The sequence below is a fragment of the Psychrobacter sp. 1Y10 genome, from assembly GCF_052259005.1.
Classification (GTDB): domain Bacteria; phylum Pseudomonadota; class Gammaproteobacteria; order Pseudomonadales; family Moraxellaceae; genus Psychrobacter; species Psychrobacter saeujeotis.
This window is the reverse complement of sequence record NZ_JBQQES010000008.1, coordinates 24,003-36,480: the sequence shown is the minus strand read 5'-3', so window position 1 is coordinate 36,480 and position 12,478 is coordinate 24,003. Positions and strand designations below refer to the sequence as shown.

The following is a 12,478-nucleotide window of genomic DNA, read 5'->3' as shown; positions in this document are numbered from 1 at the left end:
ATAGAACTATCTTGTATAAAATAAATGAAATAATAGAAGTCAAATTGATAAATAATAATTGCTTAGTTTTGAGATTTACGTTTCATTTGTTCAAAAAACTCATCGTTCGTCTTAGCTTCTTTTAAACGATCTAATAAAAACTCAGTTGCTTGAACACCATCCATTGGTTGTAATAACTTACGTAATATCCAAACTTTACGTAGCTTATCTTCATCAAGAATACGCTCTTCACGACGAGTGCCTGACTTTTTGATATTGATGGCTGGAAAGACGCGTTTTTCGGCCAAATCACGTTCAAGAGTGATTTCTTGGTTACCAGTACCTTTAAACTCTTCAAAAATGACGCTATCCATCTTGCTACCAGTATCGATAAGGGCACTAGCAATAATCGTCAAGCTCCCTCCTTCTTCAACGTTACGTGCTGCACCAAAAAAACGTTTTGGGCGCTCAAGAGCAGTAGCATCAAGACCACCAGTCAATACTTTACCGGATGAAGGGATAACTGTGTTATAAGCGCGAGCAAGGCGCGTGATAGAGTCCAGCAGAACGACAACATCTTGTTTGTGTTCAACCAAACGCTTGGCTTTTTCGATGACCATCTCAGCGACTTGTACATGGCGCTGCGGCGGCTCATCAAACGTTGAGGCAACCACTTCACCGCGCACTGTGCGTACCATCTCTGTCACTTCTTCTGGACGCTCATCAATCAGTAAAACAATCAGATAACATTCAGGGTTGTTACGCGTAATGGACTGTGCAATCGTCTGTAACAGTACGGTTTTACCTGCTTTTGGTGGAGCGACAATAATAGAGCGTTGACCCTTACCAATCGGCGCAATCAGATCAATGATACGTCCAGTTAAGTCTTCTGTTGTGCCGTTGCCAAGCTCAAGCTTAAGATGCTCGGTAGGAAATAGCGGGGTTAGATTTTCAAAAATGAGCTTATGGCGCGAACGATCTGGCGTATCGAAGTTGACTTCACCTACTTTTAGTAAAGCAAAATAACGTTCAGAGTCTTTTGGTGGGCGAATGGTACCAGCGATACTATCGCCTGTTTTTAGGCTAAAGCGTCTGATTTGACTTGGGCTGACATAAATATCGTCAGGGCCAGCCAAATAAGAGCCTTCTGATGAGCGTAAAAAGCCAAAACCATCTGGTAGGACTTCTAGTACGCCATCACCATAGATAGCTTCGCCGTTACGAGCATGCGTTTTTAATATGGCAAAGATTATGTCTTGTTTACGGCTACGTGCCATATTATCAAGACCCATTTCTTTAGCAATAGCCAATAGCTCAGTGATTGATTTTTTCTTTAATTCAGTTAAATTCATAGGTAGGTCATTAACGATTTATCGGGTGAGAACTGCCATTAGCAGCACAACCCACGACATTGATTAAAACAACGATAGTGTAGCGATAGGATGTGTGCACAGAGTTAAGATTTATATAGCATTGATTTTTATGTATCAGATTATCATCAGCTGCGCAAAACTGTGTCAGGATGACAAATGTGAATATAAAGAGGACTATATAAGAGTTTGGGATATAAAAGCTTGCAATGAAAGCTCTATATCAATAATTATAGTTAGTAGTTTCGTTCAGTATACAATTGTGTTTTGTGTTGATAAACACGAGGAGAATAGCGTTAAGACGCATCAGGAAATTTTATGTTTCTCTTGACAGCAGACTATACGGTTTTAAAGTCAGGCTTGTCAATTATTTTTGTTAAAAAATTTGCATAATTTGCTTTTTGACCAATAAAAATGCAAAAAAGCCATCATCTTGTACAGATAATGGCCAATTTTGATCATTTATTCAAACAATCGAGGGTATTGATATATAATTTATAAATGCTTATCAAGTACTTTAGCAAGTTCAGATTTTGGCTGTAAACCCATTACTGAGTCTACTTTTTCGCCGTCTTTAAAGACGAATAAAGTTGGTATGTTACGAATACCAAAGCGGCTTGCTGCCTGTGGATTGTTGTCTACATCGACTTTGACGATTTTTACTTTGCCTTTATAGTCGTTGGCTAAATCTTCTAAGATAGGCGCTATCGACTTACAAGGACCACACCAAGTCGCCCAAAAGTCTACTAGGACTGGGACATCAGATTGTAGTACGTCTTGGTCAAAGTCTGCATCGGTGGTATTAACAATAAGGTCTGACATAATTATTCTCTCTTGTTGTATCATCTTTTGGCTAGTAATAGATAAAAATAGTTTGATAAATTGGGTGGAAACATATATCTGCTATATGAGCCAGTCCTATTTATCTGTCTAACAAATTACCCAGTTACAGCCTAAGAAGTATGGAATGAAAGTGAAAATGTGCCATTATATTAGCATGTTTGCCACGTCTTGACAGACAAAGGGTGGTTAAAATGCTTAACAACTAGTATTAGTACAATAAATCGAAACACAAATTAACACAGGCTATATCTTGGTAGTAGATTGTCTTTATAATTCGCCTGGTAAAAACGTATACATAACCTACTATGCTTTTTTGCCGTATTTAAACCCATTTACAGAAGTAGCTATTTTTTATGCCTTTTACCGATGAAGACATCGCTGCCATGAATTTACAAGAAACTCAGTATCCAGTAGAGTTTTTTCAAAAATTTGCGCGCGAGATTACCGTTTATGAAGATGACGATATTTGGGTAGTAGACAAACCTGCAGGGTTATTAAGTGTCGATGGTAAGACTTTAAAGGTCAGTCTATTGGCACGACTTGAACGCGCAAATCCTGACGTAAAACTCATTCATCGGTTGGATATGGATACCTCAGGCCTGCTTATCTTTGCAAAAAATGCGGCCGCTCAGACCAATATTAGTAAACAATTCATTGACAGATTGCCGCAAAAGACTTATCAAGCACGGGTTTTTGGTACTTGGGAGACAATAGGAGCCACGGGGAAAATATCTGTGCCCGTAAGATATGAGCCGACAACCAAGCCGCGGCATATCGTTGACCATGATTGGAGTAAGAACGCCTTGACCTTGTATGAGGTACTCGCTTATGAACAATGTAACGGTCAAGCAGCCACTCGTGTTGCGCTAAAACCGGTGACAGGACGTAGCCATCAGTTGCGCGTGCATATGGTACATGCAGGGCACGTCATTATCGGTGATCCTATTTATGCAGAAGGACTGGCATTGCAGATGGCACCGCGTCTAAATTTGCATGCCCAGCAGCTACGTCTAAAGCATCCTGTACTTGGCGCTTGGATGGACTGGGAAAGCGCGGTACCGTTTTAGACGTGGCACATTTTAAAAATAACAAACCAAGCTTAATGCCTAAATTTAGTCGTGTAGAGAGTAGCAGCTATACAAACGAAGTATAAATCGAGGGTAATCAGTTACTAACATAGGATGAGATGATGATCGGTGTTGATTCTATAAAAAATATGACCAAAGCTCGCCTGACGCACTCCCTGATGCGCTCAAAATCTCAACCGAACGTGACGGCGGATTATGAGGTCTTAATCATTGGCGCTGGTATCTCTGGAATTGGTATGGCATGTCGCTTGCAGCAAAACTATCAAAAGCTGTTCAATCATTATTTGAAGGCAAAGAAGCGCAATAAAGATAAAGCTACCAAGCCATTTATTATATTAGAGAAGCGTGCAGACTTGGGCGGTACATGGGATTTGTTTACTTACCCTGGTATTCGTTCGGACTCTGATGCTTTGACTTTTGGTTATAGTTTTCGTCCATGGTTAGATCATAAGATGTTAGCCAAAGGTGATGACATCAAAAGCTACATAGCAGAGACTGCGCGCGAGTTTGAGGTTGAAAAACATATACGCTATCAACATGACGTGCAGCAACTATCTTGGTCAAGTATTGCTAAACAGTGGACTGTCGTGGTCAAAAACCATGCTAGCGGTGAAGTATATACGATGACAGCGAAATTTATCGTTGGTGCAACTGGTTATTATGACTATGATGCAGGATATCGACCACATTTTGAAAGTGAAGAGCAATTCCAAGGTGATATCGTGCATCCACAGTATTGGCAAGATGTGGATTATAACGATAAAAATATCGTAGTGATTGGTAGTGGTGCGACTGCGATGACCTTAGTACCAGCGCTAGTCGATGAAAATGGTGAGCAATGTGCGCGTCATGTAACCATGCTACAGCGCTCACCGACTTATGTAGCCAGTGTGCCGGGCGATGATTATGCACTTGACTGGCTAGCGGGTAAGTTTTCACCTTTATCAAAGCATCAGGCATATACCTTACTACGTACACGCAATGTTCTGATGCAACAAGGTCTGTATCAATTTGCCACCCATGCGCCCAATGTCCTAAAAGCAGCATTAAAGCATGGCGTCAAAAAAGAGTTAAAAGGCAGCGGTGTCGATGTTGCTCATTTTATGCCTACTTATAATCCATGGGATGAGCGTCTATGTGCGGTACCTGATAGCGACTTATTTACTGCATTGCATGGCAAAAGAGCAGAGGTTGTGACCGATCAAATCAGTCATTTTACCAAGACTGGTATCGCCTTAACATCTGGCAAGCATATAGAAGCAGATATTATTGTGACTGCAACAGGGCTTAAGCTCCAGATACTAGGCGGAGCTGCGCTATATGTCGATGGTGAGCTTATCGATGTCGGTGCGCGCATGACTTATAAAGCTGTGATGCTTGAGGGCGTACCCAATATTGCCATGATGTTTGGCTACACCAATGCTTCATGGACGCTAAAAATAGATCTAGCGTGTCAATATGTAGTCAGAATGCTTAACTATATGAAAAAGCACCGTTATAGTGTAGTTTTTCCGCAGGCTACAACGGAGCAAGAGCAGGTGCAAATGCAGCCAGATACGGTACTTGGTGCGCTATCAGCAGGCTATGTACGCCGTGCAAAAGATAAGCTACCCAAGCAGGGCGATCGCTATCCATGGCGTGTGACGAACAATTACCTAAGTGACCGTATTATGCTCAAATACCGTAAAATAGAAGACAACTGGCTACATTTTACTCGCTAGATATTTATTGAGAATCGTTGACGAAATCTGCCACTTGTTTACTCAACATTTGCCATAAAGTCTCTTGCGCACTTTTGCTACCCCAAGCATTATGCGGGCTAAATATTACGCGTGGATGATCGCTCAAGCTCAATAGGGGGTCATCTGCTGTAATAGGTTCTTGTTCAAAGACATCCGTGGCATAACCAAGGATTTGTTGATTATGGATAGCATCTGCCAGGGCCTGGCTATCGACAATACCGCCGCGAGCGACATTCACCAGTAAAGGTTGTTTGCTCATTTTGGCTAAGGTGTTTCGATTGATAAGGTGTTTAGTCTGCTCATTTAATGGACAGTGCAAGCTTATGACATCAGATCGATCAAGTACCTCATCAAAAGCCGTATAGTCATCGTTACGCGGTGTATGACCTTGGTGATCCGCCCACAATACCGTCATACCGAACGCACGGGCTATCTCGGTCACACGCTTACCGATAGTACCGACACCAATGATACCTAGGGTCTTATCTTCTAAATCTACAAGAGACGTATCAAGCAGACAAAAGTTACCGTTGTCTCGCCACGTACCATCCGCTACTTTTTGATGATAATAAATGCCAGCACGCATTGCATTGAGCATTAGCATAAAGGTATGTTCAGGCACGCTTTTGACCGCGTAACCTGCCACGTTATATAAAGCAACGTTGTGCGTCTTGCAAGCTTCTTGATCAACGTTGTTCATACCAGTGGCGGTCAGTTGAATAAGTTTGAGCTTAGGGAGCTTAGCAATCACCTCTGCGTTAATCTGAACTTTATTGGTAAATATAATGTCAGCTTCTTGGCAGCGCTCAATAATAAGGTCGGAATCTGCAGGTGTATCATCGTAAGTGATATAGTCAGTCACGCCTGCAGGTACTGACAAATCTACGCCATCAGAAAATGTTCCTTTATCTAAAAAAACCGCTTGCATAATTAATCCTTATTTATAAAAATTTTGATTTAGAAAGTTTTTATCTTGTTTTTATTAAGGTAAGTAGAATAGATGCTTGGACGTTTTTTCATAAAACGAAGCATACTACTTCGGGCGTCAAGTTTGGGTATCAAGCCAGCTGTTTGCTGTTCTTGCTAGTATCGACTCAATGTAGCATGCTTTGAGCAAAAATTGAAAAATACGTCAGTAAGCGTAAAGATATTAGTTGCTCTAATAGTTACAGATACTACCAACTATTGGCAACTTATTACTTTAGGTATGGTCTTCACTATAAGTTTCATAAAACGCCGCTCATTTTATTATCTGTATTCCTCATCGATCTGCTCTTGAAAAACCAACTTATTGCACGCATTTAGCCGGTAACGTTATATAATAGTGCACTTGACTGGTTTTGCTAAAAAGTCGCTTAACTAAGTTAATATATGCATCTTTAAACGATAGTGCTGACTATCGTAACAACTTCATTGTGCTTTACTTAAGAGTAGTACGATGTTGTTGTCGCCCATTTTCTTATCATCTGAGTACAAAAGACATCGCCTTATGACTATCTCCATCGCCTCATTGCATAGTACCGAATTCGCCGTTGGTCAACGCCATTTATCTGACACCGAGTCCGAGCTTGGCTTGGGTGTGGTTATCGATGTCGACGACCGCTGTGTACATATTTTATTCCCGCAAAGCGAGGAGACGCGCGTGTATGCAAAAAACTCTGCACCGTTGTCACGTGTCGTGTTTAAGGTTGGTGATAGTATCAGTGACCAACAAGGAAATAGCTATACGGTCACTGCGGTTGATGAGGTGATGGGCGTGCTCAAGTATAGTGTCGATGAGCACGAAAAAGGCATTATGGAAACGCGTCTTGCAGCAAATATTACCTTGGCAAAGCCGCTTGAAAGACTGTTGGCGGGTCGTATTGAACGCGGAGACTGGTACGAGCTGCGTCAAGATATATTGCGTATGCAATCAGCGCTGGCAGGACATCCACTGAAGGGTCTCATGGGAGCGCGTGTCGATATCATCGAGCATCAGCTGTATATTGCCCACGAAGTTGGCAAACGTATTGCGCCGCGTGTACTGCTTGCTGATGAAGTCGGTCTGGGTAAAACCATCGAGGCAGGTCTTATTATTCATCAGCAGCTCTTAACCGGTAAAGCTGAGCGCGTCTTAGTATTGGTGCCTGATAGTTTGCAATACCAATGGATGGTTGAGTTACGCCGTCGCTTTAACCTAAACTTTGCTTTGTTTGATCTGGTCCGTACTGCGGCGATTAAAGAGCATGATCCTGAGCAAAATGTGTTTGCTACTGAGCAATGTATTATCGCTGGTATGGATCTGCTACTTGACCATCCTGACTTATATGATCAAGCGATAGAAGCAGGTTTTGATTTGTTAGTCGTCGATGAAGCGCATCATTTGCATTGGGATGAAGCAGCGGGCGGCAACGAAAAATATGACTTAGTGGCTGACTTCGCTGAAGAGACGCCTGGGGTGATGTTACTAACGGCTACGCCTGAACAGCTGGGTGTTCAAAGCCATTTTGCGCGCTTGCGTTTGCTCGACTCTGATCGCTTTGATGATTTGGATGAGTTTATTGCCGGTCAAGAAGCCTTTGCGGAAACTGCGGCCGTGGCTGGTGTATTGATAGAAGATAAGTCGTTAAATGACGGACAAATCGCTGCTCTAACTGCCCTGTTGAATTTAAATGACGATGAGCTGGCAACGATTAATGAAGATGATAAACTACGTACGTATGCCCTTAATGAGCTATTGGATCGTCATGGCACAGGGCGGGTGTTATTCCGTAATACCCGTGAGAGTGTTCAGGGGTTCTATGGACGTAGCAGTCAGGCGTATCCATTGCCATTACCTGAAGCGTGGCAGGACAGCTATCAAACCAAGGGCAAGCTGCGCGAACAGCTGTGGAGCGAGGAAAATCAGCCTGATGGCGGCTGGTTAGAAGATGATCCACGTGTCCCATGGTTGATTGATATCTTAAAAAGTGAGCTTAAACAAGAAAAAGTCTTACTGATCGCTCGTAGTGGGGCAACCGTAGAGAGTTTAGAGGCGGTATTACGCTTACATGCTGGTATTAAGACTGCTATCTTTACCGAGCAAATGACGTTGCTTGAACGTGACCAAGCAGCCGCATTCTTCGCCGATAGTGAAGGCGCGCAGATATTACTATGTTCAGAAATTGGCTCTGAGGGTCGTAATTTTCAGTTTGCAAGTCAGCTGATACTGTGGGACCTGCCGGCCAATCCAGATACGCTAGAGCAGCGTATCGGTCGTCTAGATCGTATTGGGCAGACGCAGCAAATCACACTGCATGTCCCTTATGTACAAAAGACCGCACAAGAACGCTTATATCACTGGTATAACAGCGCCCTAAATATGTTCAATCAGATATCTCCCACGGCCCAAAGTGTGCAAGAACAGTATATTCAAACGCTCAAACCGCTACTTGAAGGTGCCGATACTGCAGAGAGTCGCGATGAGTTAAAAGCTCTCATCGCTGAGGCGTTACAAATGCGCTTGGCGCTAGAAGCACAGCTACAGGCAGGACGTGATCGTCTACTTGAATACAACTCATGCCGTCCACGCGTCGCTGGGCGTATTGCAGATGCGATGCGTGATTTTGATGATAATAATGTGCTACCGCCCTTTATTGAGCGCTTTTTGGCATCAGCAAATGTCGATTATAGTATTCAGCGTGATGGTTCTTGGGTGCTTGCGCCACTCGATAGCACTGAAGTTAGTGAGTATATTGAGGGGCTGCCACTTGGCGATGAAGAAGGTATGACGTTGACCTTTGATCGCGAGCTTGCACTGCAGCGTGAGGACATCGATTTTGTCACCCATGAACATCCATTGATGCGATCGATCTACGAGCTTGCGAGCACGAGTACCTTTGGTAATACGACGGTGGCAATGCTCAAGAGCAATGCCATTCCTCAAGGTATGATTATGCTTGAGGTTCATTTTAGGGTCGAAGCGATCGCGCCAAAGCTACTTAACCTGCCAGCGACTCTACCGACTCAAAACATTCGTGTCTTTATCAGTGAGCAAGGAAGTGATTTATCCGCACGTATCAGTAGCGAGATGATTATGCCGCATATTGATCGTTTGGACAAAACCCGCGCGCGTCAGGTGGTTAAAGTGCGTAGTGATGTGATTGAGAGTCGTTATTACGAGGCCGAGGAGATTGCACGAGCACAGCTGGCTGACATTGGTGAGCAAGCAAGGGCGCGCTTTAATCAGCAATGGTCACGTGAGATTAAACGCCTCAAGCATTTGCAAACCATTAATCCAAATGTGCGCCCAGAAGAAGTTGAGCGCCTAGAGCAATTGCAAGCGCAAGGTGAGCAAGCATTAGCGAACTTATCATTGGTACCGGATTCTATCCGTGTGCTCGTCACGGTAAAGCCGTAGCTATCACCAGTATTGCTAAAAGAGGTGTTATATAACGCCTCTTTTTTACACAATTAATCATTTGGTCGTTTAAGTTTAAAACAACATTTGGTTATTCCTATATTCGTATAAATAAAATCTAACCTAAGTAGTCAAGTTAATGCGGGCAAGTAAGTCTGTAGCAACTGGTCAAAGCTTACAATATTGGTTAAGATGTTTTCTATTTTAAAGATCTAGTATCATTTTTAGGTGCCAAACAAGCGGTTTTAAGCGTTAACGCATTAGTACGGCTTTTCAGTAATAGTCGCTCAAAAATAAGGAAAATTACTGCCATGTCTGATTATCCACAACTGATTGATGAGCTGCTCGCTACGGTGGCACTTATTGAAGTCAGTCCTGATGTATTTGAAGGCAAAAGCCATGACTACGTTGGTAAGCGTATATTTGGCGGGCAAGTACTGGCTCAAGCTATGATGGCTGCAGCTCATACACTGGATACAGATAAGCCTTGTCACTCGCTACATGGTTATTTTTTGCGCGGTGGCGATATCAATCAACCGGTGATTTATCAAGTAAGGCGCTTACGGGACGGTCGTAGTTTGTCAGCACGCGAAGTGACGGCGATTCAGTATAAACAAGTCCGTGGTAAGCCGCCTGTTGAACAAGTGATATTTTCGATGATTGCTTCATTTGCACCGATGGAAGAGGGTTTAGAATATCAAGAAAATATGCCTGTTTATCCACCACCTGAAGATTTACAGACTGAGCAAGACCTAAAAGAGAGCTACGTGGGTAAAGTACCAGATGCGCTTAAGGGTCGTTTTATGCGTCGTCGTCATGTGGAGATTAAGCCTGTCAAGCCGCGCGATCCTATACATCCAGAGCCAACGAAACCGAAGCAAGCCAATTGGTTACGCATCCGTGAACTGGGCTCGCAGCCAGTTGCGATTCAGCAAGCACTCTTGGCGTTTTCTTCTGATTTTTATTTAGTAGGAACGGGGCTTATGTCTCATGGCATCAGCTTTATGACCAGTGGACTACAAGCGGCTAGCATTGATCATTCAATGCATTTTCATCGCAGTTTTGATATAAATGATTGGCTGTTATATGACATGTGGAGTGATACGACATCCAATGCGATGGGGCTAAACCACGGACAGTTTTGGCAAGATGGCAAGCTGGTTGCCACCGTGCAGCAAGAGGGCTTGATGCGTCTGCGCGTGCCAAAGTCTTAGCACTATATATCTTTGTTATAATCATCAAAAAAAAGCGACTCATGATTAATTGTGAGTCGCTTTTTTTATGGCATATGTAGTTTTTTAGACAGTCAAGTATGAAGGTTTATTCTAAAACTTTGATCATCGCTCGTGGCAATCCAAGCGTTGCCCGCGCATCATCAGTATTTAACCAATTAATATTAACATCAGCTGCTTGTAAGGCTTTGCTTATTTCAGCCTTTTGTTTGGCGTCTAAAGTCAATGAATGCGGCTGCAAATACCAATGAAAATGCGTCAGTGAGTGTTTAATCGGTGCGTCATTCAATAAAGAATTACTGAATGATTCCGTTACCAAGTCGTTTTTTATTAGCCATTCATTGATAATCTGCTCAGCGGTAGTAAACTCTGCTTCGTATATTTTTTCTTTACTACGGACATCATTTGCTACGTTTGATAACTTATCATCGTTCGCAACTTGCTTTTTATCAGTCGTCTTAACACTGGCTTTGCCTTCAATTTTTTCTACAAACCGCAAAGGCAAACTCCATAATCCGCCCCAAATACCGTTATCAGGGCGCTGTAGCCATAAGATGCTGCCACCTGCATCTTTAATTAGTAGAGCATTGCTAAACTTGCTTGGTTTGGGCTGTTTTTTTGCTTTGACGGGATAATCCGTTTCGCGACCTTGTGCATGTGCCAAGCAATCATCTTGTAGTGGACACAATAAGCAAGCAGGCTTGCTACGCGTACATAAGGTTGCGCCCATATCCATCATAGCTTGTGCAAACAGCCCTGAACTCTCTCTAGGGGTCAAACGTTCAGCCAATGCCCATAGCTCTTTAGTCGTCGCAGACTTGGTAATATCACCATCAATCGCTGCCCAGCGTGTCAGCACGCGTTTGACGTTACCATCACAGATGACGCCATATCGATGCAGCCCCATTGCCATAATCGCCCCAGCGGTAGAAGGGCCAACGCCAGATATCGCTTCCCAACCCTCTAAAGTTTGAGGAAAGTCGCCAGTCTCATCAATTATGTCGATCAATTGCTTTGCGCCTTTATGCAAATTCCGTGCGCGAGCGTAATAGCCCATGCCCGCCCAATGCTCAGCGATAGTATCCCAATCCGCTGCTGCTAAATCCTGCACCGTCGGAAACGAGTTCATAAAACGCGCAAAGTAGGGCAGTACAGTCGTTACTTGTGTTTGCTGGAGCATGACTTCCGATAACCAAACGACATAAGGATTGGGCGTATCGGTCTGATGTTGTTGCCAAGGTAAATCGTGGCGACCGTTTTCGGCAAACCAATCTAATAAGCGTGGGGCGAAGGAGTTTAGTGATTTGGATGCATAGTTGAAATTAGGTTCTGAGTTAACGGTTGTCTGAGTCATAGGATTTTTTAATTATCACTTGAGGTTATTAATCCTATTTTACCACTACATATTCTATGAGTTGGGTTTGTATGATTTACTATGAGAATTAATGATTAAATACTGTACTGTTATTAGTAAAGCACCATGCTCTCTATGCAGCTTACATACTAAAGTTTTCAAAAGGATTGATGAATTTGAAGCCATACGTCAAAACGCTTATTAATGCTGCGTAACCAGAAATTTTAAGAATATTCTCTCGTAAAGATTTAAGGTTATCTATACCATACTTATGAACAACATTGGCTAAATCAGATAATGCTTCAATTTCAAAGTTATTAATAACAATTTCACTTAATGAAGTTATATTTATTTGTTCGATAATATCACTTGGGTAATTGAATGCAGCCATTGCTACGATACTTAAAAGGGGGATCGAGTATAAAATATAATCGCTAATAGGGTGTGACTCATAAACTTTGAATAACTCCCTAAATTTGAGATAATGCACTA

Annotated in this window: 9 protein-coding genes; 4 read left to right on the top strand and 5 right to left on the bottom strand. The window is 42.7% G+C overall.

The genetic code is table 11. The features are described 5' to 3' along the window. Positions 1–62: 62 nt before the first annotated feature. Both rho and trxA read right to left on the bottom strand, forming a co-directional pair. On the bottom strand, positions 63–1,331 hold the full coding sequence (gene rho / locus ACTXGH_RS10705) for a transcription termination factor Rho (RefSeq protein WP_075103494.1): 1,269 nt from the start codon (positions 1,329–1,331) through the stop codon (positions 63–65). Positions 1,332–1,844: 513 nt separating this feature from the next. Next, entirely contained in the window at positions 1,845–2,171 is a 327-nt protein-coding gene (gene trxA / locus ACTXGH_RS10700; protein ID WP_439296506.1) for a thioredoxin, read from the bottom strand. A gap of 374 nt (positions 2,172–2,545) precedes the next feature. On the opposite strand from trxA, the gene ACTXGH_RS10695 reads away from it, so the two are divergent. Beyond that, a complete protein-coding gene (locus ACTXGH_RS10695; RefSeq protein WP_439263130.1) occupies positions 2,546–3,259 on the top strand; it encodes an RluA family pseudouridine synthase in 714 nt (237 codons plus the stop codon). A 203-nt stretch (positions 3,260–3,462) separates the two neighbouring features. Next, entirely contained in the window at positions 3,463–5,001 is a 1,539-nt protein-coding gene (locus tag ACTXGH_RS10690) for a flavin-containing monooxygenase (RefSeq protein WP_439296527.1), read from the top strand. A 4-nt stretch (positions 5,002–5,005) separates the two neighbouring features. Here the strand turns inward: ACTXGH_RS10690 and ACTXGH_RS10685 are convergent, their stop codons facing one another. Further along, entirely contained in the window at positions 5,006–5,950 is a 945-nt protein-coding gene (locus ACTXGH_RS10685; RefSeq protein ID WP_439263132.1) for a D-2-hydroxyacid dehydrogenase, read from the bottom strand. 561 nt (positions 5,951–6,511) lie between these two features. Between ACTXGH_RS10685 and rapA the strand changes: the two genes are divergently transcribed. Together rapA and ACTXGH_RS10675 are read left to right on the top strand one after the other, a co-directional pair. Beyond that, positions 6,512–9,400: an RNA polymerase-associated protein RapA gene (rapA, locus tag ACTXGH_RS10680; RefSeq protein ID WP_439296507.1), complete on the top strand. Its 2,889-nt coding sequence runs from the start codon at positions 6,512–6,514 to the stop codon at positions 9,398–9,400. A 311-nt stretch (positions 9,401–9,711) separates the two neighbouring features. After that, complete coding sequence (locus ACTXGH_RS10675; protein WP_299220966.1) at positions 9,712–10,614, top strand: acyl-CoA thioesterase; 903 nt, start codon at positions 9,712–9,714, stop codon at positions 10,612–10,614. A gap of 106 nt (positions 10,615–10,720) precedes the next feature. On the opposite strand, the gene mutY is transcribed toward ACTXGH_RS10675, so the two are convergent. After that, on the bottom strand, positions 10,721–11,986 hold the full coding sequence (gene mutY / locus ACTXGH_RS10670; protein WP_439296508.1) for an A/G-specific adenine glycosylase: 1,266 nt from the start codon (positions 11,984–11,986) through the stop codon (positions 10,721–10,723). A gap of 142 nt (positions 11,987–12,128) precedes the next feature. Next, entirely contained in the window at positions 12,129–12,377 is a 249-nt protein-coding gene (locus ACTXGH_RS10665; RefSeq protein WP_439296509.1) for a hypothetical protein, read from the bottom strand. Between the last annotated feature and the right edge of the window lie 101 nt (positions 12,378–12,478).

Coding starts and splice junctions, on each gene's coding strand:
- rho (WP_075103494.1), bottom strand. CDS start 1,331: ATGAATTTAACTGAATTAAAGAAAAAATCAATCACTGAGCTATTGGCT.
- trxA (WP_439296506.1), bottom strand. CDS start 2,171: ATGTCAGACCTTATTGTTAATACCACCGATGCAGACTTTGACCAAGAC.
- ACTXGH_RS10695 (WP_439263130.1), top strand. CDS start 2,546: ATGCCTTTTACCGATGAAGACATCGCTGCCATGAATTTACAAGAAACT.
- ACTXGH_RS10685 (WP_439263132.1), bottom strand. CDS start 5,950: ATGCAAGCGGTTTTTTTAGATAAAGGAACATTTTCTGATGGCGTAGAT.
- rapA (WP_439296507.1), top strand. CDS start 6,512: ATGACTATCTCCATCGCCTCATTGCATAGTACCGAATTCGCCGTTGGT.
- ACTXGH_RS10675 (WP_299220966.1), top strand. CDS start 9,712: ATGTCTGATTATCCACAACTGATTGATGAGCTGCTCGCTACGGTGGCA.
- mutY (WP_439296508.1), bottom strand. CDS start 11,986: ATGACTCAGACAACCGTTAACTCAGAACCTAATTTCAACTATGCATCC.
- ACTXGH_RS10665 (WP_439296509.1), bottom strand. CDS start 12,377: ATGGCTGCATTCAATTACCCAAGTGATATTATCGAACAAATAAATATA.